Raw genomic sequence first — 26,322 nt, 5'->3', positions numbered from 1 at the left:
ATTAATAACAAGCCATAGCCGCTACACTAAAACCAACCAGGTTTTTTATGAACTGTGACCAAAAAGATAAACCCTATGAGTAATAATGAAGTTGTATTTGGTGACGATGAACGCCTCGTCTCGACCACTGATAAGCGCGGCGTCATTACTTATTGTAATCCGGAATTCATTCGTATTGCGGGTTATGAAGACAATGAGCTGACGGGGGTACCCCATAATATTATTCGTCATGCCGATATGCCGAAAGCGGCGTTCGCGGATATGTGGCGTAACCTTAAGGCCAATCAACCGTGGCGGGGAATTGTCAAAAACCGCTGTAAAAACGGTGATTATTATTGGGTCGATGCGTATGTTACGCCGATTTATGATCGGGGCCAAGTCATGGGCTATCAGTCCGTACGTGTTAAGCCTGATCCCACAGTGAAGCATCGCGCGGCACAGGTTTACCAAAAGCTCTGTGCGGCAGAAAAAGCAGGGAAATCGCTTAAACACTTTTCGATTGCAGACCTGCCCACAGGCGTAAAACGGGGTTTAATGGCAATCGGTTTAGCCGCCGCGCCCATTTCCCTGATCTTTGATCGCGTGATTTCCGGATGGGATATTGCCGGCGCCATTGCGATGCCATTGATACTGGGGACGATTTTTCGCGATGAGCTTTTTACCCTGCCTACGCTTAGCCGCCGCTTTCAAACGGACTACGACAGTATTAGTCGCTATATTTATTCGGGCACAGGGCTAAGTTCGGTCGTTGATTATAAGGTTAAGCTACTTAATGCCCGAATTCGCACCATTCTGGGTCGTATGCTCGATGCTTCCCTGTCGTTGAACCAGTTTTCGGACGAATTAAGCGCCTTGTCGAAACGCGTCTCCGATGCGATTAACAAGCAAAGCGATCAGATTTCGTCGATTGCTAGCAATATTGACCATGCCTCGGAATCGGCGAATAAGGTATCTGACAATGCGCAACAAAGCGTTGAACTGCTTCAGTCTGTGCAGCAGCAGAGCCAAGAAACTGAATCCTGGTTACAACAGACCGGGGAACAATTAAAAGCGCTTTCCCAGCAATCTGAACACTCGCTCACGGCAACCCAACAGCTATCGGCTACTGCTGAGCGTGTGACCGAATCGATGAGTGAAATCAGTGGCATTGCTGAACAAACCAATTTGCTCGCGTTAAACGCGGCCATTGAAGCAGCACGAGCCGGTGAGCAGGGTCGCGGGTTCGCCGTTGTCGCCGATGAAGTGCGTGCACTTTCCAGCCGCACTCAAAGTGCAACCGAACAAATTCAAGCGTCAATACAAGAGATGCACAACACGATTGCACATTGGCAAACTCAGATCCATGAAAGCCATGAACAAACACAGCAGTGTGTTGATACCACGTCTAACAGTATTTCAAGCTTACATGCTGTCGCGACGGCCATCGAAGATGTGGTGGGAAGAACGAATGAGACGCATCATTCCGCGCAAGCGCAACTAGAGACATTTACTGATATTAGTCGCGACATACATAGCATAGAGTCCGTTTCTCAGCAGAACCTCAATGAAGTAAATGATGTCTCAGAGGCAAGCAGCCAACTTCGCGATAAAGTACGCCAGTTCCATGACATCGCTAGGCAGTTCGAATAATCGCTGAGCGCTTCAAATACTAGCTAAGCAGCGCGAATAAAAGCCAAGCAGTGCAAATAAAAGCGCCATCTGGCGCTTTTATTATTGGATGCCGTGCAAGAACTCAGCGCGTGTCGCTGCATTTTTCTTAAACTGGCCCCCTAACGCCGTTGTGGTCGTTTCACTGTTCGCGTCCATCACCCCGCGTGATTTGACGCAATAGTGTGTCGCTTCGATACGTACCGCGACATTGTCGGTCTCTAGCAGCGTTTGTAACGCGACTAAAATTTGACGAGTCAACCGCTCCTGGACCTGCGGACGCTGGGCAAAAAATCGTACAATGCGATTAATCTTAGACAAGCCAACCACTTTATTGTCGGGCAGATACGCCACAGTCGCACGACCGTCAATGGTTACAAGGTGATGCTCACAGGTGCTAGTCACAGAAATATCTTTTACCCGAACCATCTCATCACATCCCATTTTATTATCAATCATGGTTACTTTGGGAAACTGTGAGTAATCGAGTCCGGAAAAAATCTCATCGACATACATTTTGGCAATACGCGCTGGTGTTTCTGCCAAACTATCATCGGTAAGATCCAAGTCGATCGACTGCAGAATTTCACGCATGTGAAACTCGATTTTTTCTTTTCGTTCTTCAGAAGACATCTTTGATGCTGTTGTCATTGGGGTTTCGATCCCACGCGCGAGCAGAGCTTCCTGAACTTTTTTTGCAGCATCGCTTAATGCCATGATGGATTCCTTTTTAGGTATGCCTTAAGCCGTTCTTTTACTTACACACTGTAGTCGCTATCAGATCAGTGTTGTCATTAAATAGAAGCATAACGTTAATATGCCAAAAATACACCTCGCGGAGACTGTGGATTTATCCGCTGGCGTCGGATTGCCTAATCTCGGCAGTTCATTTTTGTCAAGCATCGTGAACATCCATTCGATTTACCTTAGGCCAGATGCAAACTTGCTTAAGATCACACCCCTTTCTCTATCTCAAACACCATCATATCAATGAAATCAAACTGTCATTTTTGTTTGATATCGTTTGCAGATTGTATCGTATCGTTGACGCATTCGAATCACAGTCGAAAGTTGATATCCAAATCGACCGCAGCACTCTCCTGCTTAGCAATTATGCTGGCAAAAGACACCTCCCTAGTGAGGTTATTTCAATAATAATAAACACGCGATGGTATATCTTGTCCCCTCTACCGGGGACTTTTTTTATCTCCCACCAAAAAAGACATTATCTTGACATAAAGCCAATTTTTTATTGGCATATTTGTTATTAAGTTAACTACGCTTGAATTAACACCCACCGTTAGTGACTAAGGAGTCATTATGAAGAGACACGTATTGATGGCGGTCATGCTTGCTGCTGGCGTCACCGCCTGTAGCAGTAGCAATGATGCGAACAATGCTAAAAACGAGGTCACAACCTCTGGCGTTGCTCAGCAATGGCAACTGACCATGATTGATCAACAGGCTATCAGTGCGGAAGGCTCCCCAACGTTAAACGTCAATAAGGATATGGAAGTCAACGGCTATACCGGCTGTAACCGTTACTTTGGTAAGGCGGAACTCGACAATAATCGCTTCAAGATTGATCGTATGGCCAGTACGAGAATGGCTTGCGCGGAAAACGCAATGGCGTTAGAACAAACCATGAGCCAAGTGTTGGGTCAATGGAGCGACGCTAGCGTGCGCAATAACACATTGTTACTCAGTAATGATGCGCACACCTTAGTCTTTACCCCAGTTAACTCATCCAAGGCGACAGATGATCCGTTACTTAAGAGCCCAGCGGTAAATTCACGCTTCAACAAGGGCGAGAAATATTAACTCTATATCTCAAAGATCGATTCCTGATCTTAAAGACCGGCTCGTGAACGTAAAAGCCGATGAGTTATCCTAGAGGGCGGTACTTGTTACCGCTCGCTTTTTCACGACACCACCATCCAATGCCAACCTTTATCGACATCAGCTTTCGCTCGCGTCAAGCCTATTTCGCCATAAGCGCATAGTCTTGAAGCCGTCATTTCTTTTTGCTCAGTCACGGTGACGCCGCCTACAAACACAGCAACCCGACTCTCCGGTTCGTCCTCAAAAGGTATCTGAAGCCGTTTAACCGCGGTGACGCATTCTTCACCTAATCGCGAGGCCCCCTCAGTGCGAGGCAATATCGCAATAAATTGACTTCCCGTGTAACGACAGACGAGATCGCCTGGTCGTTTAAGCATATCATCAATGGCTTGTGCCACTTGGCGGATCAACTGATCACCCGCAACCCGACCGTATTGGCTGTTGTAATTAGATAGGTGCTGGATTTCGACCAGCATTAAGCTCAGGGGTGTTTCATCACGGACCGAGCGCTGGATTTCGCGCTCTAATGCTTGCTCAAATTGGGTTCGGTTATATAACCCCGTCAACCCATCACATTTGGTCATTGATTCTAATCGGCTATTCGCATCTTTGAGCGCATGTGTTTTTTGCTCGACTTGGACTTGAACACTGTACGCCCGTGCCTGCAGGCGATAGAGCAGATAACAAATCACAAAAAAGATGCCACTACCGATCAAAAACGTCCACATTGGCACCCAGCTTTGTCTTTGTTGCATGTAACTGACTGTGGGATAGCCCACCAACTCCCACTCTCGTCCGGCAAATAAAATGGGTTCAGCGGGCTGTTGTGCCAGCGAATCCTTCATTTGTGCCAGTTCAACACGATGGGTATGCAACACTTGGCGATAATTAGGATCGGTGGTATCAATTAGGGTGTAATTGATACCGTCATTCATCACGGTTTTTATCGCAAGATTGACCAGGGTTTCTACATCGATCACTGCCACTAAAAATCCACGCAAATCCTGGGTATCATCCCCTGCTAGTTGTTCGGGATCGACGAGGATCGGCATAATGAGTAAAAAGCCACGCACATCACCATACGCCCGTTCAATGGTCGTGGCAGGCGTAGCCACTGGCACACCAGTATTAAAGCTGGTTTTAAGTGCCTGGCGTGTGATGGGTGTTGAGCCCAAATCATAACCCATCACAGCGTCTGATTGATTGTTACCTGAGGTAAATCTAAGGGGAAAATACATATCACGGCGAGAGGCGGGTACTAACTGGCTCTGATCGTTGAGTTCAACAATATTGAAGCTTGTTCGATCAGGCTGAGCCGCTGTCATACCTTGTGTGTAATGTCGGCGTTGATGATGCATGACAATATCGGCCCACTCGATCGATTTGAAACTAGGATGACGCTTTAATACCCCAGAGGTTAGAGGCTGAAAATTGCGGGCGTTTAAGCGATGCCCAGCATCGAAGTGATTCTTAACCGCATAAAGCAGTTCAAGACCCAGGTTGACCTCGCGCGCCAGCGCCATTGCCGCATTATTAACATCCTTGTGCAGCTCTTTACGAATGGCTTCTTGCTCTTTTTGATAGAGTAGATGCGCCGTGAATGCCGCAAACCCTACGCCAATAAGCGCCGTTATGATGATGATACTCCATGCACGCCGAGGCATTATTACTATCCTTACCCTATATTACCTACGCAATAAATATGCTAGCTGCGCGATAAACATGTTACCTACGCGATAAACGAGGGGGCGTTATAACCCACTTATCTTGTAAGCGTAGTGGGCAAGACTATAAACGATCAATTTTTTAACACTATCTTGGCATGCAGGCTACATTTACCCCATGACAACTGAGTTGAGACAAGTAACGGCTGCAAACATAAACAAGACACCTGCATTTATACGCCACAATGTGGGCTTAATTCGCTTTATTAAGTGCCAAATTTGCGCAGCGAGAGCCAACAAGCCAAACCCAGCCCCGGCAACAAACGCATTAATCTGGCTAGGTGCGATATCTGAATGACTTAACGCCGCCACGCTTGCGACAAACACCATCAGTCCCATAAACGCCATCACACTTGCCAGTGGTAATAACGTGTCAAAAGCCTGCAAACGTGAACGCGCACGCACTAATAGACCATGCCCCAAGCTTGCACCAAGTAACACCAGCTGTAATACCCCGGCGACAACCAGTAGCCCACCCTCAGCCATCAGTATGGTAATCCATGTAACAACGCCCAATAAATTTGCGACATACAACAAAGGAATGGGGCCTGACCGACGTGTTTTGCCCGTTTTTGATCGAAACGCAAATATCCCTAACGTTAAGAAGGGTAAGATGGCGAAAAAACTAGATGGAACCAAGATCAACCAAGCAAAAGTCGGCACCCAAAAAGCATGATGAAAACGCCCTCGCTGGCCGGGGCAAATATCGCCCTTCAAAAGGGCTAACGACAACACGAGTTGTGCCCCCAAAACAGCAGACACGATCGCGGGAACAAGTAACACGTACATAACAAAAATTACCTTACATAAAGCATTAAAAAAGAGTCAACTATTGAACTGATTACATTAAAAAGCGCCATCGATCACATTGAATGCACGAAACAGACTCAAAACCGCCAATAAACTGGCATGTTTGTACACTTATACCAACCTTTATGACAGATAAAAATAACATGACCGCACGACGCGATAATAACAAAGTGGCGCGAGCAGCGGGAACCTTTGCACAAACGGAAAGGACAATGGGTGCAATGATGAGTGAGACCTTAGGGCACATTATTTATAAGCTCCAAATATCATTTTTTGAACTTTGGAGTGCAAAAAAACACGCCAACAGTTTTAATAACACGCGTAGTACCTATCTGCGCAGTCGCTTATGTGTACTGTGTTACGTTTGGGCTGGGCTCACGATCGCTTGGTCTGTCGCTGATTTTCTATTCCTATCGGACACTACCGCCGCCGCCCAACTCTCATTGCAACGCTTGCTATTAGGTGGGATGCTGATAACGATTGGTTACGCAGTGAGTCGAGCTAACAATCTAAAATCGGCTAAACTCGGTCTCGTCGCGATGGTGATTGCCACCAACGCCTTTTATTTCTCTGCCAGCCACACCCTTCATTTCCCTACGGAGAACACCGCGTTTTCCTATAGCTACACGCTATTGCCGATCATTCAGATAGTCATGCTCACTATCTTTCCGCTCACCATGCGCGAAAGTTTATCGTTAATGACAATTACTTTAGCTTGCCATCTCTGGGTGGATTCGTTCGGTGGCACCATGACCAGTCCCGACAATATTGCCTCATACTGGTTACAGACAGTGATTGCCTTCATGGTGGTCTGGTCACAGCTTTCGCAATTACATATGATTTTGCGCCTTTATCGCCAGGCGACACTCGATCCGCTCACCGGGATCTATAATCGCCGAATGCTGCTTCAACTGGCAATGCGCGCACTCGCCGTGAGCGAGGAACGACATTCTCCCTTTTCTGTGTTGTTGCTTGATTTGGATAAATTTAAACGCATTAATGACAAATGGGGCCATTACGCTGGCGACGTTGTTTTACAGTCGTTTACCCGTACAGTGCAAGAGCGACTAAGAAAATCTGACATCTTTGGTCGTTTTGGTGGCGAAGAGTTTATCGTATTCTTACCTAAATGCAGTGGTGAGGTCACGGCACAAATCGCTAACCGATTACTCGAAGAAGTCGAAAGTATGGATGTGCCAATTGATGAAAGCCGAACGCCGCTCAAGGTGACCGCGTCGATTGGTATCTCCACCTTTCAACCCGGTGACACACTCTCATCATTGATTGAACGAGCGGACAGTGCGCTTTACCAAGCCAAAGCCGAAGGACGAAATTGTGTCCGTGCCTACCAACCGGGTCATCAAACCAGTGTTGATGCACGAAATTCAGTGAGCCGCGACAACATTGATATGCCGACCGAAGCATCACTTTAAATCAGCCGCACGGTGAGTCGACGGCGTTTATGCCATAAGCCCATCGTACGGCAAGCTCATGGCTCAGTATGATACGAGGCCGTGCTCATGGGGCCGCCGTTTGCTGGTGTATTTTGCGAGCGCGGCTTCGACTCACCACCCGGGATAACCCAAACACCAAACCTAATAAAACCAGTCCCAACGCTAATGCGGCAATGACCACGCCGAACCATGCATAATGCTGCCAAGCCGCGATGAGATAAAAGCCGCCAAGACTGCCACCGACATAATAATGTACCAAATACAAAGCCGTTGCGGTTGCTTTGCCTTGTGCAGCTTGGCGGCTCACCCACCCATAAGCTAAAGAGTGAGTGAAAAAAGCCCCACCGCTAACCACCAACAACCCAATAACTATCCAAGGTATATCATGACTTAATGTCACTAATACGCCTAGCATCGCCACCAAGGTGCCAAAGGCCATGCCTCTGATTGCACCATACTTGAGCACCCACCGGCCACTGAGCCGTGATGTCACCGTACCGGCGAGATAACAAACAAATACCGATGACACCAAGCTTACCGGTAACTGATAAGGAGGCGCTACAAGTCGAAAGGCGGTGACCGAAAATAAATTAACAAACAATGCAAAGTTTACCCCACCAATAAGCATGGCTATCCACAAACTTGGCGTACGTAAATGCGACAAGACCCCACGTGAATGGGTGAGCAACGATGTTCTACCTGGGGAGAAATAGCGTTGACGAGGCAGCAATTTTGTCACGATCATCACTCCCGCCAGTGTGAAGGCCGCCATGGCGAGGACCGCACCATGCCAGCCCCACCAATCGGTCATTATGCCACCAGCAACGCGACCAGAAATGCCACCCAGTGAATTAGCACTGATGTAACTGCCCACGGCGATCGCTAACGCCTTGGGAGAAAACTCTTCGGCCATGTAAGCGACCGCCACCGCCGCGAATCCACCAAGAGACAAGCCCATCAACGCGCGCAGCAGAACAATCATCCAAAATGATGAGGTACTCGCCATCGCAAGCCCAACAAGCGGCAGCATCCATAAGCTGGTCAGCATCACAGGCCGACGCCCAATACGTTCAGAGAGCACCGCCCAAGGCACTAAGGAAAAGGATAACCCTAGCGTTGCCGCCGCAAGCAACCAGTTCGCACGCGTTTCACTGATCCCATCACTGGCTGCAAACACAGGCAACATCGGTTGGAACAAGTAAAGGTTACAAAAAATCAGAAAAGAGCCGAACGCAAGTGCAAATGCCGTCAGCCGATAACGTGATGAGCCAAGCTCAATCATGACAACCTCACCGTTTAGTCAGATGACCCTATACTAGCAACGGCAATGTGCGTAATAAAATAGATTCACGTTAAGTTAGTTTCATTGTCAGCTATTAGTGCGTCACAATGCCGAACATCACATATTGCCCCTATACTCTATGCAGGAATATCGCTAAAATCGCCGGCCAATTAATCGCCCGCTTTGGCGCATGACTGCAAATCATTTGCTCACACGCGCGGCAGACCAAGAGACAAAGACGTGACACCGACTGCTATATACGACTATACCCCCTACTGGGCCGCTTGCTTCGGGCCTGCGCCTTTTTTGCCAACCAGCCGAGAAGAGATGGATATTCTTGGTTGGGACAGCTGTGACATCATCATTGTCACGGGCGATGCCTATGTCGATCACCCCAGTTTTGGTATGGCCGTGATTGGACGCACCTTAGAAGCACAAGGCTTTCGAGTCGGGATCATTTCGCAACCCAATTGGCAAACTAAAGAAGACTTTATGGCACTCGGTGAGCCTAACCTGTTTTTTGGTGTCACCGCGGGTAACATGGACTCGATGATCAATCGCTACACAGCGGATCGTAAACTGCGCCATGATGATGCTTACACCCCGAATAATGAGGGGGGTAAAAGACCTGATCGTGCTGTCTTGGTGTATTCTCAACGTTGTCGAGAAGCTTACAAACAGACACCCATCGTGCTCGGAGGCATTGAAGCAAGTTTACGCCGCCTGGCTCACTACGATTATTGGTCAGACAAAGTTCGTCGCTCTGTGTTGTGTGATGCAAAAGCCGATATCTTATTATTTGGTAACGCGGAACGTGCATTGATTGACGTTGCACACCGCTTGTCACGCGGAGATTCATTGGCCAATATGACGCGTATCGCGGGCACAGCCGTAATGATGAAGTCACCGCCTGAGGGAATGGCAGAAGTAGACTCAACCCGCATCGATAAGCCGGGTAAAGCAATGACGATGCCTAACCCTTATGCCACTGAGACCCAGTGCGAGACCAGCAAAAAAACGGAACCTGACGCGGCGAAACCGATTAGTATTCGCCCTTCTCGCCACGATGCCAAAAACACCTTTGTTCGCTTACCCTCGTTTGAAAAACTCAAAAACGACCGGATTTTATATGCGCATGCCAGTCGAGTGATGCATTTAGAGGCGAATCCCTACTCTGCACGTGCGCTCGCGCAACAGCATGGTGACCAACTGCTTTGGATTAATCCCCCTCCGGTGCCGCTGACCACAGAAGAAATGGATTACGTTTTTGGCTTACCTTACGCCCGCGTGCCGCATCCGCAATACGGCCAAGCTAAGATCCCGGCTTACGATATGATTAAAACATCGGTGAATATCATGCGCGGCTGTTTTGGTGGCTGTTCGTTCTGTTCAATTACCGAGCATGAAGGCCGGATTATTCAAAATCGCTCGCAAGCGTCGATCATTGAAGAACTTAATGATATCCGCGATAAAGTGCCCGGCTTTACAGGTACCATTTCAGATTTAGGTGGACCGACAGCCAACATGTATCGCTTAGGCTGTGCCGATCCGAAAGCTGAGCGAAACTGTCGTCGTCCGTCATGCGTTTTCCCAAAAATTTGTGACAAGCTCAATACTGATCACCGTCATACCATCGATCTCTATCGTAAAGCCCGTCAAGTCGAAGGGATTAAGAAGGTGCTGATCGCTTCAGGCGTACGTTACGATCTCGCGATCGAATCTCCAGAATATGTCAAAGAGCTGGTCACGCATCATGTCGGTGGATACCTCAAAATCGCGCCCGAGCACACCGAGAAAAACACCCTCGATCTGATGATGAAGCCTGGCATGGGGGCGTACGATCGATTTAAAGCCTTGTTTGAGAAATACAGTAAAGAAGCGGGGAAAAAGCAGTATTTAATTCCCTACTTTATTGCCGCTCATCCTGGCTGTACCGACGAGGATATGGTGCACCTGGCGTGCTGGCTGAAAGAGAATGACTTTGAGTGCGACCAAGTGCAAAACTTTTACCCATCGCCAATGTGTAACGCCACAGCGATGTATCACTCAGAGACCAATCCACTCAAAAAGGTGCGTTATAAAAAACGCGAAGCACTGACCGTCGCCAAAGGAGAGCGCCAACGTCGCTTACATAAAGCCTTATTGCGTTATCACGATCCGGCGAACTGGCCACTGATCCGTGAGGCGTTGGTCTCGATGGGTAAAAAACATTTAATTGGTAACGGCCCGAAATGCTTAGTCCCCACAGAAGATAGCGTAGCGACAACAGGTCGCCAACGTCGCTCAGGGCGTCACGGCACTCAGCGCTTTGCCACTAAGCATCCAAAGCAGCCCGATATCCGCCAGCCTAACAGGCACAAACCGAAGACACATAAACAAGCGGGTTCCAACGCTAAGCGTCGAGATAAACGGACTTAAGATTTGTAGTCAAACGTCACTATACGGCTCAAGGACAAAAGACAAAGAACAGAAAATAGAAAGCAAAACGCCCCAACAATGGGGCGTTTACGATAACGTGTCGGCGTTAGGCCAATATAAGCGATGGTGATTACGGCCTTGGCTAACGGATAAGCTCCATAACGATGACGCCCAATGCCAGCACGCATGCAATGGCCCCAATGACCCAAGCAATTTTTTTCTGCGTGCTCTCTTCCAAGTATTGCGCAGCGGTAATACCGAGTAAAACTAGCAAGATAATAACAACTGTTTTAAGCATTTGTTTGCCTTAGCTTTTAGCTCTTTATTTTACTGTACGCGAAATAACCACAGGTGCAATCCTTTAATTTATACGTTGCCAGAGCGCGCAAGATCAGTGCGCGTATGCGCAAGTCGCAATAATACCTGCAGTGGATGCAACAGCGGTGTCTCACTAAATCGCTTCACTTGGCTACGGCACGAATACCCAGTTGCGACAACCCGCTCTTTAGGTAAGTCAGCCAGTTTAGGTGACCAACTTAAATCATAGATGGCTTCTGAGGTATCGCGCTTATCGGCTTCATGGCCATAGGTACCCGCCATGCCACAGCATCCTACAGAAACGGGTTTAAGCTCTGCGCCAAAATGGGCGAATAAATCAACCCACTGTTGCTCTGCATGAGGTAACTGCGTTTTTTCTGTGCAATGACCAAATAAGTACCAAGGCTCGGACGTATGCTCAGCCTTTGCTGGTAGGCTAGGTACCACATTCGTTAACCACTCATGGCTCAGTAGGACGTTAAAATCACCACGATAACGGCCCAGCGCCTCTTGATATTCATCGCGGTAACACAGCACTAAAGCAGGATCGACACCCACCATCGGAATATTCAGCGCCGCTAGCTGATTTAAAAAGCCAGCGGTATTACGCGCGGTTTGGGCAAAACGTCGTAGAAAACCTTTTACGTGTTGTGCTTTACCGTTGGGCTTAAAGGGAATCAGCATCGGCACTTTTCCCAGTCGGCGGATCAACTTGATCAAGTCGTGAATCAGTGGCGCTTCATAAAAACTGGTAAACGGGTCTTGCACGATCAACACATAGTTTTCACGCTCTTGCGTGGACAAGGCTTGTAGCCACTCGAGATCAAATTTGAGGGCATGATCGCCTGCCAATGCCTGGGCCAATGTCGGCACCGATAAAGCGGGTGTATCGGTGTAACCAATGAGTTTGGCTGTTAACCCTTGTGCCCACTGGGGTTGGGTTGCGGCATTGACTAACCTAGGCGCTTTAGCCATTAATGGCAGCAAGCTTTCAATATTTGCGACCAGATGATCTTTAATCGGACGCGGATAACGGCTGTAGTACAACTGCATAAACCGGGAACGAAAGCTGGGGACATCGACTTTAATCGGACACTGACTGGCGCACGCTTTACACGCCAGGCAGCCACTCATCGCTTCCATGACCTCATGGCTAAAGTCATCCGCCTCTTTTTGGCGGATAAAGTAACGCCCGAATTTCGCCATCATTTCACGGACTGAGGGAGATTGCGTCATGAGTGCTTGCTCGACATCCAACGGATCAACGCCCTGCTCCGCGAGCAAACGTAACCACTCGCGCACAATCCCTGCCCGGCCTTTAGGTGAGTGCCGACGGTCATAACTGACTTTCATCGACGGACACATGGGTGACGACGTATCATAGTTAAAGCACAACCCGTTGCCATTGCATTCCATCGCGCCTTTAAAGCTATCTCTAACCTCAACCGGGATCTGGCGGTCATAAAAACCACGCTTGGTATCATCAACCTGCACCAAAGCATCGTCGCTGTGAATCGGGGTACAAATCTTTCCAGGATTCATCCTGTTTTGCGGATCAAAGGCCGCTTTTACCCGACGTAATTGCATGAACAAGGTCTCACCAAAAAAGGCGGGACCGTACTCAGAGCGATAGCCTTTACCGTGTTCGCCCCACATCAATCCGCCGTATTTCGCCACCAGTGCCACGACCTGATCAGAAATGGTTTTCATCACCCGCTCTTGTTCGGGATCGCACAAGTCAAGCGCGGGGCGCACATGCAATACCCCTGCATCAACATGGCCAAACATGCCATAGTGCAGATGATGGCTATCGAGTAATGCGCGGAACTCACTGATAAAGTCCGCCAAGTTTTCTGGTGGCACACAGGTGTCTTCGGTGAAGGCAACAGGTTTGGCCTTGCCTTTCGTCGCGCCCAGTAATCCAACCGATTTTTTGCGCATGGCATAGATTTTATTGATCGACGCCAGATCACGGCAGATCTGATAACCAATCACGCCTTTTTGCTGTTTCGCTATCAAGCGATCGAGTTGCTCACACAGGGTCGTAATTTGTGCCTCAATGTCGTCGGCATCATTGCCAGCAAACTCGACCATATTAATGCCGTGCATGACCTTACCCGGCACATCCTCCAGCAGATCACTGACGGTATGCCACACAATATCATTACGCGCTAAATCAAGGACTTTAGCATCAATGGTTTCAACTGAAAGCGCCTTAGCTTCTACCATCATGGGCGCATTACGCAACGCTGAATCGAAGCTGTCATATTTAATATTTACCAAGGTGCGTACACTTGGAATGGGCGTAATATTGAGCTTGGCTTCGGCGATGAAGGCTAAAGACCCCTCGGCGCCACAGAGCACACGGCCAATATCGAATTCCGTTACTGTTTGATCGTAAACATGTTTAAGATCATACCCAGTCAAAAATCGGTTGAGTGGCGGAAAGGTGTCGGTGATCAGATCACGATGTTCGCGACATACGGACGACACGGTTTCCAGAGCACGTCCGGCTAAATCACCTCGCGCCATCGCTTGCTTGAGCGGCTCCGGCTTAAGCGGTTGGGTCTCCAACACACTGCCATCAATCAATACAGCTTTTAAGCCGAGCACATGATCCGATGTTTTGCCGTAACGTAACGACCCCTGCCCCGATGCATCGGTATTGATCATCCCACCGATCGTGGCGCGATTACTGGTCGATAAATCCGGCGAGAAAAAGTAGCCATACGGACGCAATACATCATTGAGCTGATCTTTAATCACCCCAGCTTGAACACGCACCCACCCTTGTTCAGGGTTGACCTCTAAAACCTGGTTCATATGACGGGAGATATCCACCACCACATGTTGGGTCAGTGACTGACCATTAGTTCCTGTGCCGCCGCCGCGTGGCGAAAACTTAATGTCACTGAAAGGTGGGGCTTGAACGGTCTCACCAATGATGCGCAGATCATCAACCGACGACGGGAAAAGAACGGCTTGAGGCAGTGCTTGGTACACACTGTTATCCGTCGCTACCGCCAGACGGCTTGCGTAGGTCGATTCGATATCGCCCTGAAAACCCGCGTCTTGCAAAGCGGTAAGAAAATCAACGACGGCGGACGACAAGCCCGCCTGTGGGTGTATTGCCGGTATCATTGCGGTTCCTGTGCGAGTATCACCATGCCTGGTGCAATTTTAGTTATGCGCCTACTTTACCTTAACTCTTGGCACAGCCAAAGCGATCACAGGGTAAATCCTTCGCGAGTCAATCCTTAAATCCTTATCACCATTCCCGCCAACCGAGCCGAGTGCTTGACCATCTCGCAAGCTCTGGGCTCGCAATCAAAACCCAAGGCCCTAAACTCCACGCTGCCATGGATACAACGATCAAGACAATCCAACTCATTCCCGTCACCTGCACCACGCCCCAAGCGGCCAGAAGCAGCCCAGCGACCCCCAAGAAAATCCAGGCCAAGGTCAATAGTTTTCCCATCATGCTCGCGGCCGGTTTATGACTGGGGAAAAGCTTGTGCCAGACCTGACCGGTATATATCCCAGCGCTTAATGCGGCTAAGTAGAGCAGATCGGGTAACTTTAATGCTAACGCCAATAATGCTAGCAACGCACAGACCAATAGCCACAGCCGACCGGTGGTCAGTAGCGGTCGATCTTTCCCTATGGTCACTGCATCTATTTTCACGGTTGCCCAGGCTAGGCTGCTTCCCACTAAGGCGCCAATCACCACATCACTAGCAAAGTGAACGCCCAAATACATGCGGTTGAGCCCCATCAAAATCATCACCGCCAAAGCAAGCACTAACGACCCATATGCCTGTCCATGCGTATCACGACGCTTTAGGTACCAGGCGGTGACAACGGCTGCCGCTAATAAGGTGTGACCGCTTGGTACCGTAAAGCCATCTGCCTTACCGATTTGCAAGTCAGGCCATAGGTAAAACGGTCTTGGCATCGCAAATCCTGTTTTTAACGTGATAGAGACAGTCGCCGCACTGATCAAAAGAAAAAGCAGCGACAGCGCCGATTTATGGCCACGAAAAATAAGAAATAGTGGTACCAAGGCAACGTAAAATGCAATTTCTCCTAAGATGTTGATCAGTCTGAATAAGTATTTAGTCATCGCGCTCGCGACATCGCCCAAGTGCGCGACCACCGTTTGTAGGCCAGAGACGAGGCCATACTGACTTACGTAAAAGGCAGGCGCTAGGGCACTAAAATCCGCTAAAGCAGCGACATCACTGCTAGGCGTTTTTGCCGCCAGAGACCAAAGCAACTCACCGCGATCTTTAAATCGATAGCGATAGTCGCCTGCCTGTGCAGGCGGTATTAACAAGGCTTTATCGATTTCAGATCCAAAGTGCAGCGCCTGCCAAACCGGCAACACGCCTGTGCCATTGGCGTTCGAGACAACCGGTAGCGGCGTTTGGCTTTGGCAAGCAAACAATACCCCACGTTTATCTTTGTGAGCGACCTTCCCCACATTGACGCGAAGAGCCGTTTCTTCAAACACTTCACGCGCCAGGGCTCGGGTCGGTGATTCAGTCAAATTCACTCGTCCACCGGGTAAACCATATCGCCCGGTGACTCTATCTTTTATCAACAGTAGTCGCCCAGCAGGATCGGTAATCACACAGGCGACCCCTGCGATCCCTTGCTCCGTTGAAAACGTATCGTCACCTTGTGCTAAGGCATAACTCGACACCCACCAACTAAATACTGACAATAGTACAGCGATACTCCATTTCATTCGGCGGCTCCTGAATGCACCTGTCCTGATAAAAGATAAGGAAAAAGAATGACACAGCCAGACCCTCTCAGCCCCTATTATTACCATCATAACTTTCAAAGCTTGATCGGTTTAGTGTCTGAACGTGACTGGGATCTGCTCACAGGCAAAGAACGGGCTTGGCTTACCTGCTTTCAACAGCTTAGCTTCAAAGCCCAATGTTTGCTGGTCCGTTTATTGATGCGCCGCCATGATTACTTCTTAGCCGACAAACTGATCTATCCCGAGCTCGGAGACACCAGGCCACTGCTCCACAACTTGGCCGATAACGGATTTGTCAGCATCACCGATACTGCTCCCGCTGACGTCTTATTTAACCTACTGAGTAAGGCGCAATTGATCGATGCGTTTCCAGCGGTGGCCTTAGCGAAAAGTGCGAGTAAGACACAGTGGCAAACAGCGATCACTGACACCTATGACGATCCGCTCATCAGTCCCTACGCGCTAGTCGTCTGCCACCAACCGGACCTACTCCCCGTCTTGTTGTTATTGTATTTTGGTAATTCACGCCAAGATTTGAGCCAATTTGTCGTCGCCGAGCTCGGTATTCAGCAATTTGAATCGTATCCTGTTAGTCAGTCTGAGCGTTTGTTTCAACACCGCCAACACATTGATGATTGGCTGCACTTGTCTGCGCTTACCGACACGGTTTGGCAAGCAAAGAAAGCCAAGCGTCCAGCGTTGATTCTTGCGCTACAATCACGCCTTCCTCAGCCGTTTGAGTGGCCGCCACTTGAGCGCAAACGGCAACGCTTAGTTAATCGTATTGCACGTGAGTTTGAGCGCCACGATGACTTCCCTTCTGCCACATTGCTTTACCAAACCACCACGCAACCGCCAAGCCGCGAGCGACAAGCTCGCATGTTGATTAAACAAGGTTATATTGATGACGCATCACGCATCATTGCGGCCATGCTCGACGCGCCTCACGATGAGGAAGAATATGACGTCGCCTGTCGTATCGCCAAAAAAAAGCCCCTCCGAGAGCATGCCCGTTTGGTGCCGACAAACTCAGTCAATCCTGCCATTGTGGATAGTGAGACATTGACACTCCCCCTTGAACATCGGGTGGAATGGGACGTTGCGGCGTATTATCGATGCCAAGGCTGGCAAGTATGGTATAGCGAAAACAGTTTGCTGAATGCGCTGTTCGGGCTCTTTTTTTGGGACATTCTATTTTTACCCATCAGTGGCGCCTTTGTGAATCCATTTCAACGTGGCCCGCGCGACCTGTATAGCGACGACTTTGTCACCAAAAGACAACCCCAAATTCATGCGCGCTTGGCAAACATTAATCAAGCACGCGATTGGATAGCACGACACTATCAACAAAAACAGGGGCTCAGTAATGATTGGGTCAACTGGTCTGTGATTGAATGGCCGCTGCTTGACGCCGCCTTACACGCCCTCAGCGACACACAGCTAAGCGCGTGTTTTAAGCGTATTTTGTTCGATCGACGCCATAATCGACGCGGTCACCCCGATTTGTTTATGTGTCGAGGCGACGCTTATCAATGGGTAGAAGTGAAAGGCCCAGGAGATGTGTTGCAGCCTCATCAAAGCCGCTGGCTTCAGTTTTTTCACCAGAATGGCATTTGTGCCAAAGTGGTCTATGTCACTTCAGCTACGTCAAACAGCTAGTCAGGTCTAATCGTCAATAGAAACGACCAATGTATGTGACGTTGTCACTTAGTGTCTTCAGCATGAGGATTAAAGATGTAGTGCGAGCCATCGTAAACAAGTCGTTTAATCAAGGCTTCACAGTGTTTAAGGCCACCGCGGTCAAACGATACGCCGTAGCGTTGCATGCCCCATTTTTGCTGACGGTTTTCCACTTGCCCGCTTAATACAAAGCAATCGTCGCTATCGGGCGCTTGGATTTGTATCGCGATTTGATGGTGCTTTTCAAAAACGGGCGCTATAGCATCAAAACTAAACCCACAGCCACCTGCAGAAATATCGGTAAGATTGACCGACAAACGACGACTACCTAGAGGAACTTCACCTTTCACATTTAATTCATAACGATTATCTTTGCGCTGTTGAATCAATTTGGCTTGCTGTGGTAACTCAACCACCACCAAATTAACGGGCGCTTTGAGTACGGTGGAAATTTTGGATGCAAACCGTACTTTCGCGCCCTCACCCTCATCAGAAACGGCATCCACGGCGAGGCGATAACCTTCAATAAAAAATTGATTAACCTGATTGAGGTTTTCCGTGGGCAGAGAAAAGAACAACCGTTTTTCGCCATCAAAACCGATAAAGGTACAGTCAGAGCGATATGTTTGCCCCACCGGGGTTTTAATTTGTACCTGGGTGGTCGTTCCGTGTTTCATGAATGCCACGGCTCGCAGACCAATGACGGTGTCTTCTCTTACGGTTCTATATTTTTTAGCCTTAAGCTGAGGCAAAGACTGCATCATTCTAAATTCTTGCGGTTAAGAGAACAAAGGTAACGGCAAATTCAATCCCCGTTACCACTTGGAAGCCATGACGCGCACGTAATGCGTTATTGGCACGTCCAGCTGTTGACACGTCAAGCTGTCAACACATCAAGCTATTACACGTTAACGATAACAGCCGTTGGCTACAGCAGGTACATAACAAACTGCATTAAAGGTACCGTATTGCCGCTCGATCCAACCACTTGATTACCTTCAATCCGGGCGGTAAGCGTGGTTGTTTTTTCCGACTGCGTGACAAACCCCGCACTGGATAAGTTACTGACTTTTTCTCGCCATGGCGAGCGTGAAAGCAACACGTTTGGTACCGCCACATCCAGATTGCCAGACAACTGACTCACCAGCTGATTCAGGCCAAACTCACCCGTGGCGTCGCCACCGCTTAGCTCAAGGCGCATATCAACGCTAACGTCCCCTTCTGGAAGCGTCAGGCTTGCCGGCGACAAATTAACCGATAACCCCGACTGCAACAAATCCACAACGGCTTGTTCCATCGCAGACGCACTTCCCGGCGCCGGGCCCTCTTGCCACTGTGACGATAGCAATGCGATCTGAGACATAGCCGTATAATCAAGGTGGTTAGCATCTAACGCTACCACCAAGTTGCGCCAACGGGTTTGATCTGGCAACGTTATCTCACCAACGGTTAGTTGATTGGTATTATTCAGCGACCGCGCTGACGCCGATTCAACCAGCTCATTGCCAATTTCAAGCGCAACCTGAGCAAGTTGGACCGATTGACCATTGCCGTTATCTAGCTGCGCTTGCTCAATAGAGAGCGACTGATTACCAATCCATAATCCCTCTTGCAGATAACCTTGGCCGCTCCCTGTGATGGTATCAACTTTCAACTGCTGACCATTATCATCATAAAAGGCGAGAGCAGGCAGTGAGAAGGTTGCTTTACCGCGTCCTTTGCGGTCAATCTCGCCTTTAACACTCAGTTCACTTGCGGTTAGATTGCTGTTTGACTCCGAAAGCGAGAAAGGCGCCACCGTCAGATGATAGTCAGAGGCGCCGGTCAGCAGCGTATCAAGGTCTAAGCGAACCGGTGTCGGATTACCTGGCCATACCTTTTGAGTAATTTGTTGTAGCTCTGGGGTCATTACCAAGGTATTGCTCGACGAGACCCCCAATACACCGTGAGATATCTCTGATGTGATCTCGTAGGCAACCGGTAACCCTGACTGCTCCAATAATGCTTTACTCTCGCCCTTAAACTGGACACGCGTAACCGCTTGTGAGCTTAAGTAGCCTCGCTCATAGCTCTGTTCCTCGAGCGTAAAATCTGCGGTTGTGCGTTGATCCACTTCACGCTCATACATTGAGTGTGCAATTTGACCCGTTGCAAATGGCCAACATGCAACCACCGCAAGGCCGCCGGCAATGGCGCCATACTTTCCTAAAAACATGTCTTTTTTGCTCCAAGGACACGAAAACCATTAGTGTAACCAAAAATGGACGCTGACGATAATATACTAATAGATTGAGATACAGGTTTAAGTCAGTCAGCAAGCATCATTTGTCTATCCATCGAATAGGTCACGATGGGCGCGCGCATTAAGGTTGCGAGGTTTAGCAGGATATGTTCATGAATGTCGACTATTTCGCATCATTGAAGCGAATAAATGCCTATAATCAAAGCGAATTCGCGACAAATCGGCAGAGTGTATGAACCCTTATGTGATATTGTGCATTGACCAAGACCCTCTCGCGGTGGAAAAGCTCTCTCACGACCTCGCGCCGTTTCGCGATGTCTTTGATCTATGCAGTACTGATACCCCTGACGATGCCTATGCGTTGTTAAATGATTTGAAAGCGAACGAGCAACAGGTGGCGTTATTGATTTGTCATAACGCGCCTGGGAACAATGATGGCATTGATTTATTAGTCAACGTTGACAACCATGCCGCCAGTAAAGGGGCGCGTACTATTTTGCTCAGCGAAGCGCCGCAGTACGATGTCATTTTGCAGGCAGTCAATGAGGGCCGGTTAAATTATTGCATGCACAAGCCGTGGCGAGCAGATGAATTACGGCGGGTCGCAGAGAAAGAACTCACAACCTATGTCTTGCGGCATTGCCAACACGATCTATTGCGTTATAGCGAAGTGCTGGATCATCGCACCTTACTGGATGCGCAAGTCGAACGTGAGATTAACCAATTTCAGTCACAATTGCTCGCGCCAGCCGAAAGCAATAAAGCAGACATTGCCGACCGAGTGATTGCTGGCCTTTATGCCTTTTTTGACGGCAATGACGAAAGCCGTGCCTGCCGAACCTACAGCGCCAACCATGTACTCACGAAAGAAAACCAAGATAACGCATTTTTATGGTTTATTGCCGAAGGCGACGTTGGGCTCTATAAAACCGATGATAAAGGGCAAGTGCACCATGTCTCTACCCTCTCTGCCGGCAGTTTGATTGGTAGCATGTCGTTTGTCACTGGCGAGGCCTCTTTCTCGACTGGGCGCACACTCACTCGCACCCGGGTGATCAAAATCGACCATACGCTATTTAGCAAAATAATGACCAGCCGCTCAGAGCTGTTACCCCTGTTTATTCAATACCTACTATTGCATTTTAACCAACGCTTAAAGCGCAGCATTGATACCGAAATCCAGCTACAGCAAACACTCGCTTCGCTGGATGAGGCCAATCGCCAGTTGTTAGAAAAAGAAAAAATGGCGCTCCTGGGCCAGCTGGTCGCCGGTGTCGCACATGAACTCAATAACCCTGTTTCCGCGATTTTACGTAATAGCGACGCACTTGCCGACGCTTTAGAGCACGTCGCAAAAACGCCCCTTGATGCTGCCAGCCGCGAACAAGCCCTTACCCTTTTGCAAAACAACCGCGACAGCACCCCGCTATCAACCGCCACCGCGCGAACACATACACGTACGTTAAGTGAAATGACCGGGAATAAACGCACGGCACGAGACCTGGTGAATATTGGCCTGTATCAACAAGATACGGTGACCAACTGGCAACAACGTTTGGGATCACATTTTGACACTGAATTGGCGACTTGGAAGCAATACGCCCGTTGTGGTCGCCTATTACGCTCTAATCATGTATGTGCAGGTCGGATCGCCGATCTCGTCAAAAGCTTACGCACCTATGCGCGCCAAGACAGCGAACAGCGCCAGCGTACTCATATTATTGAAAGCATTGATGACACCCTGACGTTATTCGAACACCGACTCAAACCGCACCAATTAGAAAAGTACTATGACTGGGTGCCTGACATTATCACTCAGCCATCAGCTTTGGCACAGGTTTGGACCAACCTTATTGCCAACGCACTGGATGCGATGCCAGAGCCGGGCACACTTACCGTGACAGTTAAAACCCTTAACGATCAAGCATCTGGCATGATTCAAGTATCGGTGACGGATACGGGGATAGGAATGACGCAAGAACAGCAAGAAAAAATGTTCGCGTTAAACTACACCACCAAGCGCGAGGGGCATTTTGGTTTGGGTATTGGCCTGACCATGTGTCAAACCATTGTTCATCAGCAAGGGGGGGATATTCAGGTCCGCTCCCAACTCGGGAACGGCACCACGATGACAGTCACCTTGCCCATAGCACTCCCCGCCTCTGCCAATAAGGAGCCACAAGCATGAGCCAATATTTAATTTTATGTGTGGATGATGAACGCGATGTCCTCGATAGCGTGATAGACGATTTGCAAGGTTTTACCGATCACTTTGAGGTCGAAGCCGCCGAGTCCGTTTCCGAGGCACGCGATGTGATTCGCGATATGGCCACGGAAGGAACACAACTGGCACTTATCTTGTGTGATCACATTATGCCAGGTGAATTAGGCGTCGATTTTCTCATTGAGCTGGCTAATCAGCCTCAAACCGCTTCGGCACGTAAGGTCTTACTCACGGGTCAAGCAGGGCTGGAAGATACAGTATCAGCGGTGAATCATGCCAGTTTGCACTATTATCTCGCAAAACCGTGGCAGAAAGACACCTTAGTGAGCGTGGTGACCGATCAGTTAACCAGCTATGTGGTTGCTCACGAACCCAATTTGTTCCCTTGGGCTAGCGTACTCGATACCCCGCGTGTCGTGGAGGCGATTAACCGCAACAAATGGAATATGGACGGCGAATAGTCCCAATTTATTGCCATAACCGCGCATTGGGTCAGAAATGCGTAAAAAAGCCTAAATGACGGGCGGATGTGCTTGTTTCAGCGCGCAATCGTCTTATAGAATGATTTCAACACCAATAACAAGTGGAATTGATAATGCGTAAATCTCTTTTAGCTAGCGCGATTGTCGCGTTGGCTTCTTTCAGCGCCGTGGCCAATGAAGAAGACGCCAACCTCACCACCATGAGTAATTTTAGTTACGATTACTTGGAAGGACGTGTCGGTGTTAGCCCCCTCACCTATGGTGCAGGATTTAGCATGTCTATTCACCCTAATGCGCACATTCGTGTTGAAGCAGATACCGAGTTTGATTCGGATTGGGATACCGCTGCAGGGATTGGTTTTCATGCACCGATCAATAACTGGGCAGACTTGACCGGTGAATTGCTTGCGCGCGGCGTCAATAAAGAGAACTTCAACAGCGATGTGGGTTTAGAAATCAATCTTGGTATTCGCCAATGGTTGGGGCCACAAGTTGAAGTGGGCGGTGAAATCGGTCTACTCACCGTGGATGATGAAGAAGATACGTTTGGCTCTGCTTACGGTCGATTCCACGCAACCGAACTGTTCTCGTTAGGCGCGGCATACCGAGTTAACGAGTGGTATGGCGACCAGTTTATGTTTACGACACGCTTTAAGTACTAATAGCCATACAGCCAAGATCAAAAAACCCGCTTTGATGCGGGTTTTTATTTTTCTGTCAGTGACGAAGGTTCGCTTCTGCCCAGCCCTCAGCGAATCAATAACATGGGTACCGTCGATTCAATCAGCAGCTTGGTGGTGTTACTTCCGACAAAGAACTGACGTAGTTTTGAATGCCCGTACGCCCCCATCACAATCATACCCACTTGATTTGACGCTTGATAATCTAAGATAGCTCGGTGTACCTCACCCGTGAGTTGCGCTTGCACGACATTGACGCCTGCCGCTTGCAATCGCTCAGCCGCCCGTTTAAAAGCAGCCAATTTCTCTTGCGAATCTTCTACCATCACTAAGTGACAAGTCATTCCCGCTAATAATGGGGTGACGAGCGCCTTCTCCACCAGCTTTTCGCTGATGTCACTGCCGTCAAATGCGAGCAAATAACTGTCAGGTGCCGAGAACTCACCATTAGCAATCAGCGTGTGTGCCTTAATAGAACGCACGACACTTTCAAGTTGTGAACCGATGGCTCTAGCATCACTTTGATGTACTTCACCAGATTTTCCCAGCACCAAGACACGCGTTTGCGCTTCCAGCTCAAGCAAGGTTTCAACCAGGTTGCCATGACGTTGCAAGGTGCTAACATCACCCAAACCTTTCGCTTTGGCGTCGTCTGCCAGCTCAGAAAGTAGCACTTTCCCATGCTTCATTTCGAGCTTAGCGCGCTGACCATCTAGCTCAACCAATTCTTGTAATAGTTGTTCTCGACTGCCTGCAGCTAAGTTACCGGATAGTTCAGGCTCCGGCTGGCGAGACGATTTATCCAGCACATGGAGTAGTGTTAAGGGTACAGACAGACGGCTTGCCGCCCAAATGCTCAACGCTGCCACTGGCTTTGAATAATGCGGGCCATCGACGCATGCTAGGATCCGTTGCTCCAAACCTTCTCTCCTCTTTGTTGAATATCGCTGCCCATTCACTCAATCATTTGCTGACAACGATCAACCTTTTATCATATTTGCTACTATGCCATTGATAGTGACAGACACACGCGTCTCGTAAAGCGTAAATCGGTAAAAAATTGATCCCGCCACCATGTTTACTCGCACTTGTTTAACTGATTCATGGCATTACTCTCCTTTTCTGTCACTGAATATTCAAATACGTGGATATACTGGTACGAGCAATAGCGAAAAAGAAAAGATAAGTCCGATAAGCGCATAAGCAACCTCATCAAGGGTCCAACCGATATCGATCATGACGCCGAAGATCCAAGGTGCCAGCGCCGTCGAAAGAATCATCATGCCAGTTACCAGTGAGCGAATGGCACCAATATGAGAGACACCATACATTTCGGCCCATAACGTATTAATAACCGGGTTGGTTGCCCCAATCGCCAAGCCAAACAAACACATAAAAAGAGGTGCAGCAATCGGATGGTGGACGTTAGCAATCACTATCAAGCCAAGAATAAGCGGGATAGGTATGAGGATGAGAACATTTCTAGATCTATATTTATCAATGAGGTTGCCAGACACAACCGAACTTAACCAATGCACAGCGCCATAGAATACGAAACTTCCCGCCAATACACTGGGGGCCCAATGCTTTGCGTCTAAAATAAAATCTTGCTGAATAAAAACCCCCGTGACAAGAAAAGGCGTGATTAGCGCCAGAGGTATAATCATCCAAAAGCGCCAATCTTTGATCACATGCCTACGGCTTGCATCACTCGCGTTACTGGCATTACTAGCGCCAGAGTAAGGCTGTTTAAGATCGGCTTTTTTAACCAAAAACAAAATAAAAGGTAGAAAGACAAACAAGGTAGCTGCAGCGATAAATAACCAACTTTCCCGCCAGCCTAAAAATGCGATAAGCGCAATTAGCAGAGACGGTAAAACAACTTCTCCGAGGGCAACTCCGCTGCCGACGAGGCTAATCGCTTTCCCTTTATCTTGTTCAGCACGCTTAATCACGGTTGCTTGTGCAATATGAGGTAAAAAACCTTGACCACAAAAGCGTAGTAAAAAGAAGACAATCAATAACCCGATGATGCTGTCTACCGAATACATCAACAGACAAGCTGTCGTAAGTAATATCGAAAAAAAGACCAACAGTTTATCGACACGAATACGATCAACGACACCACCGAAGGTAATTACAAGTACACTACTGGTCATAGTCGCAACCGCATAGATGCCACCATAAGTCGCATCACTCAGTAACAGAGCGTCTTTAATACTGCTGCCATACCAACTAATAAAAAATGACTGACCAATATTGCCAAAGAAAATCGAAAAAAAACCAAAGGCAATTAATGGCCATTGGTTTTTTATTAGAATCGCATAGGATCGCGCTAACATATATTCCCGTTAATGGCTGAAATTACTTGGAAGTAGCTCAACGAATCGTTCTTCTTGAGGACGCGAATACTCATGCCTGTTTCTCCTCACAGACCACACAACGTTGTGCGCAAGGGTCAAATTCGAGGCGTTTCGGATTGATCGGTTCGTCACAATCGAGACAATATCCGTAGTCCTCGTCTTCAATCCGCTTAATGGCTGCTCTAACCGGCGTTGTTTCCTAAATCATTGAACTTATCACTCTAGCGGCGATCAGATCATCAAAGCCTCAAAACAGGTCACCGATGATGAGCAAAGCCAAGTACAAAATCAGCAACTGGAAGCAATACAATCAGGCATTAGTTAACCGTGGTTCGATTACCTTTTGGGTTGATGACGCCGCTATCCAGGGCTGGCACTGCAAAAA

General features: G+C 48.6%; 20 protein-coding genes and 1 pseudogene. 9 read left to right on the top strand and 12 right to left on the bottom strand.

Annotation, left to right across the window (positions count from 1 at the left end; translation table 11 throughout):
* Positions 1-75 precede the first annotated feature (75 nt).
* Positions 76-1,629: a methyl-accepting chemotaxis protein gene (locus BZG80_RS13810; protein WP_077679622.1), complete on the top strand. Its 1,554-nt coding sequence runs from the start codon at positions 76-78 to the stop codon at positions 1,627-1,629.
* An 81-nt stretch (positions 1,630-1,710) separates the two neighbouring features.
* On the opposite strand, the gene folE is transcribed toward BZG80_RS13810, so the two are convergent.
* Positions 1,711-2,367: a GTP cyclohydrolase I FolE gene (gene folE, locus BZG80_RS13805; RefSeq protein WP_033379171.1), complete on the bottom strand. Its 657-nt coding sequence runs from the start codon at positions 2,365-2,367 to the stop codon at positions 1,711-1,713.
* A gap of 600 nt (positions 2,368-2,967) precedes the next feature.
* On the opposite strand from folE, the gene BZG80_RS13800 reads away from it, so the two are divergent.
* Entirely contained in the window at positions 2,968-3,468 is a 501-nt protein-coding gene (locus BZG80_RS13800) for an META domain-containing protein (protein ID WP_021022786.1), read from the top strand.
* 101 nt (positions 3,469-3,569) lie between these two features.
* Here the strand turns inward: BZG80_RS13800 and BZG80_RS13795 are convergent, their stop codons facing one another.
* Positions 3,570-5,153 carry a CHASE domain-containing protein gene (locus BZG80_RS13795; protein ID WP_077679621.1) on the bottom strand — a complete coding sequence of 528 codons (1,584 nt, stop codon included), beginning with the start codon at positions 5,151-5,153 and terminating at the stop codon, positions 3,570-3,572.
* 171 nt (positions 5,154-5,324) lie between these two features.
* Entirely contained in the window at positions 5,325-6,002 is a 678-nt protein-coding gene (locus tag BZG80_RS13790) for a hypothetical protein (protein WP_077461294.1), read from the bottom strand.
* Between the two features lie 146 nt (positions 6,003-6,148).
* Here BZG80_RS13790 and BZG80_RS13785 point away from each other — a divergent pair, with 146 nt between their 5' ends.
* Complete coding sequence (locus tag BZG80_RS13785) at positions 6,149-7,456, top strand: GGDEF domain-containing protein (protein ID WP_158011338.1); 1,308 nt, start codon at positions 6,149-6,151, stop codon at positions 7,454-7,456.
* Positions 7,457-7,541: 85 nt separating this feature from the next.
* On the opposite strand, the gene BZG80_RS13780 is transcribed toward BZG80_RS13785, so the two are convergent.
* A complete protein-coding gene (locus BZG80_RS13780; protein ID WP_077461293.1) occupies positions 7,542-8,759 on the bottom strand; it encodes an MFS transporter in 1,218 nt (405 codons plus the stop codon).
* Positions 8,760-9,086: 327 nt separating this feature from the next.
* Between BZG80_RS13780 and BZG80_RS13775 the strand changes: the two genes are divergently transcribed.
* Positions 9,087-11,177, top strand: coding sequence for a YgiQ family radical SAM protein (locus tag BZG80_RS13775; protein ID WP_241824083.1), 2,091 nt, complete (start codon positions 9,087-9,089; stop codon positions 11,175-11,177).
* A 142-nt stretch (positions 11,178-11,319) separates the two neighbouring features.
* On the opposite strand, the gene BZG80_RS15930 is transcribed toward BZG80_RS13775, so the two are convergent.
* The 3 genes from BZG80_RS15930 to BZG80_RS13765 form a co-directional block, all read right to left on the bottom strand.
* On the bottom strand, positions 11,320-11,475 hold the full coding sequence (locus tag BZG80_RS15930; RefSeq protein WP_021022780.1) for a hypothetical protein: 156 nt from the start codon (positions 11,473-11,475) through the stop codon (positions 11,320-11,322).
* 68 nt (positions 11,476-11,543) lie between these two features.
* Positions 11,544-14,636 (bottom strand): D-2-hydroxyglutarate dehydrogenase YdiJ, encoded by a 3,093-nt coding sequence (ydiJ, locus tag BZG80_RS13770; protein ID WP_077679620.1) that lies wholly within the window; start codon positions 14,634-14,636, stop codon positions 11,544-11,546.
* Between the two features lie 127 nt (positions 14,637-14,763).
* Entirely contained in the window at positions 14,764-16,245 is a 1,482-nt protein-coding gene (locus BZG80_RS13765; RefSeq protein ID WP_175993581.1) for a bifunctional NUDIX hydrolase/phosphatase PAP2 family protein, read from the bottom strand.
* Positions 16,246-16,293: 48 nt separating this feature from the next.
* Between BZG80_RS13765 and BZG80_RS13760 the strand changes: the two genes are divergently transcribed.
* A complete protein-coding gene (locus BZG80_RS13760; protein ID WP_077679618.1) occupies positions 16,294-17,925 on the top strand; it encodes a VRR-NUC domain-containing protein in 1,632 nt (543 codons plus the stop codon).
* 44 nt (positions 17,926-17,969) lie between these two features.
* Here the strand turns inward: BZG80_RS13760 and BZG80_RS13755 are convergent, their stop codons facing one another.
* A complete protein-coding gene (locus BZG80_RS13755) occupies positions 17,970-18,710 on the bottom strand; it encodes a flagellar brake protein (RefSeq protein WP_077679617.1) in 741 nt (246 codons plus the stop codon).
* A gap of 164 nt (positions 18,711-18,874) precedes the next feature.
* Entirely contained in the window at positions 18,875-20,161 is a 1,287-nt protein-coding gene (locus BZG80_RS13750) for a DUF945 family protein (RefSeq protein ID WP_077679616.1), read from the bottom strand.
* A gap of 259 nt (positions 20,162-20,420) precedes the next feature.
* Between BZG80_RS13750 and BZG80_RS13745 the strand changes: the two genes are divergently transcribed.
* From BZG80_RS13745 to BZG80_RS13735, 3 genes are all read left to right on the top strand, one after another.
* Positions 20,421-22,376 (top strand): ATP-binding protein, encoded by a 1,956-nt coding sequence (locus BZG80_RS13745; protein ID WP_077679615.1) that lies wholly within the window; start codon positions 20,421-20,423, stop codon positions 22,374-22,376.
* Entirely contained in the window at positions 22,373-22,873 is a 501-nt protein-coding gene (locus BZG80_RS13740) for a response regulator (protein ID WP_077676886.1), read from the top strand. The genes BZG80_RS13745 and BZG80_RS13740 overlap by 4 nt, the downstream gene beginning before the upstream one ends.
* Positions 22,874-23,007: 134 nt before the next feature.
* Complete coding sequence (locus BZG80_RS13735; RefSeq protein ID WP_021022772.1) at positions 23,008-23,556, top strand: hypothetical protein; 549 nt, start codon at positions 23,008-23,010, stop codon at positions 23,554-23,556.
* An 86-nt stretch (positions 23,557-23,642) separates the two neighbouring features.
* Here the strand turns inward: BZG80_RS13735 and BZG80_RS13730 are convergent, their stop codons facing one another.
* The 3 genes from BZG80_RS13730 to BZG80_RS16285 all read right to left on the bottom strand — a co-directional run bounded on the left by BZG80_RS13730 (position 23,643) and on the right by BZG80_RS16285 (position 26,103).
* Positions 23,643-24,494, bottom strand: a complete 852-nt coding sequence (locus tag BZG80_RS13730; protein WP_077679614.1) for a universal stress protein — start codon at positions 24,492-24,494, stop codon at positions 23,643-23,645.
* Positions 24,495-24,710: 216 nt separating this feature from the next.
* The gene (locus tag BZG80_RS13725) at positions 24,711-25,916 is read right to left on the bottom strand and encodes an MFS transporter (RefSeq protein ID WP_077679613.1); all 1,206 of its coding nucleotides are present in this window, start codon (positions 25,914-25,916) and stop codon (positions 24,711-24,713) included.
* A gap of 70 nt (positions 25,917-25,986) precedes the next feature.
* A complete protein-coding gene (locus BZG80_RS16285) occupies positions 25,987-26,103 on the bottom strand; it encodes a TraR/DksA family transcriptional regulator (RefSeq protein ID WP_445177066.1) in 117 nt (38 codons plus the stop codon).
* A gap of 100 nt (positions 26,104-26,203) precedes the next feature.
* Here BZG80_RS16285 and BZG80_RS16155 point away from each other — a divergent pair.
* Positions 26,204-26,322, top strand: a pseudogene (locus BZG80_RS16155) (IS5/IS1182 family transposase); the annotation flags it as partial.

This window comes from Salinivibrio sp. MA440, assembly GCF_001996265.1.
Classification (GTDB): Bacteria; Pseudomonadota; Gammaproteobacteria; order Enterobacterales; family Vibrionaceae; genus Salinivibrio; species Salinivibrio costicola.
Note: the sequence above shows the minus strand (reverse complement) of the source record. Positions and strands in the feature narration are given on the sequence as shown.

Excerpts from the sequence above, each read along its gene's own strand:
- BZG80_RS13810 (WP_077679622.1), top strand. The coding sequence starts at position 76 with ATGAGTAATAATGAAGTTGTATTTGGTGACGATGAACGCCTCGTCTCG.
- BZG80_RS13800 (WP_021022786.1), top strand. The coding sequence starts at position 2,968 with ATGAAGAGACACGTATTGATGGCGGTCATGCTTGCTGCTGGCGTCACC.
- BZG80_RS13795 (WP_077679621.1), bottom strand. The coding sequence starts at position 5,153 with ATGCCTCGGCGTGCATGGAGTATCATCATCATAACGGCGCTTATTGGC.
- BZG80_RS13790 (WP_077461294.1), bottom strand. The coding sequence starts at position 6,002 with ATGTACGTGTTACTTGTTCCCGCGATCGTGTCTGCTGTTTTGGGGGCA.
- BZG80_RS13785 (WP_158011338.1), top strand. The coding sequence starts at position 6,149 with ATGACAGATAAAAATAACATGACCGCACGACGCGATAATAACAAAGTG.
- BZG80_RS13780 (WP_077461293.1), bottom strand. The coding sequence starts at position 8,759 with ATGATTGAGCTTGGCTCATCACGTTATCGGCTGACGGCATTTGCACTT.
- BZG80_RS13775 (WP_241824083.1), top strand. The coding sequence starts at position 9,087 with ATGGATATTCTTGGTTGGGACAGCTGTGACATCATCATTGTCACGGGC.
- BZG80_RS15930 (WP_021022780.1), bottom strand. The coding sequence starts at position 11,475 with ATGCTTAAAACAGTTGTTATTATCTTGCTAGTTTTACTCGGTATTACC.
- ydiJ (WP_077679620.1), bottom strand. The coding sequence starts at position 14,636 with ATGATACCGGCAATACACCCACAGGCGGGCTTGTCGTCCGCCGTCGTT.
- BZG80_RS13765 (WP_175993581.1), bottom strand. The coding sequence starts at position 16,245 with ATGAAATGGAGTATCGCTGTACTATTGTCAGTATTTAGTTGGTGGGTG.
- BZG80_RS13760 (WP_077679618.1), top strand. The coding sequence starts at position 16,294 with ATGACACAGCCAGACCCTCTCAGCCCCTATTATTACCATCATAACTTT.
- BZG80_RS13755 (WP_077679617.1), bottom strand. The coding sequence starts at position 18,710 with ATGATGCAGTCTTTGCCTCAGCTTAAGGCTAAAAAATATAGAACCGTA.
- BZG80_RS13750 (WP_077679616.1), bottom strand. The coding sequence starts at position 20,161 with ATGTTTTTAGGAAAGTATGGCGCCATTGCCGGCGGCCTTGCGGTGGTT.
- BZG80_RS13745 (WP_077679615.1), top strand. The coding sequence starts at position 20,421 with ATGAACCCTTATGTGATATTGTGCATTGACCAAGACCCTCTCGCGGTG.
- BZG80_RS13740 (WP_077676886.1), top strand. The coding sequence starts at position 22,373 with ATGAGCCAATATTTAATTTTATGTGTGGATGATGAACGCGATGTCCTC.
- BZG80_RS13735 (WP_021022772.1), top strand. The coding sequence starts at position 23,008 with ATGCGTAAATCTCTTTTAGCTAGCGCGATTGTCGCGTTGGCTTCTTTC.
- BZG80_RS13725 (WP_077679613.1), bottom strand. The coding sequence starts at position 25,916 with ATGTTAGCGCGATCCTATGCGATTCTAATAAAAAACCAATGGCCATTA.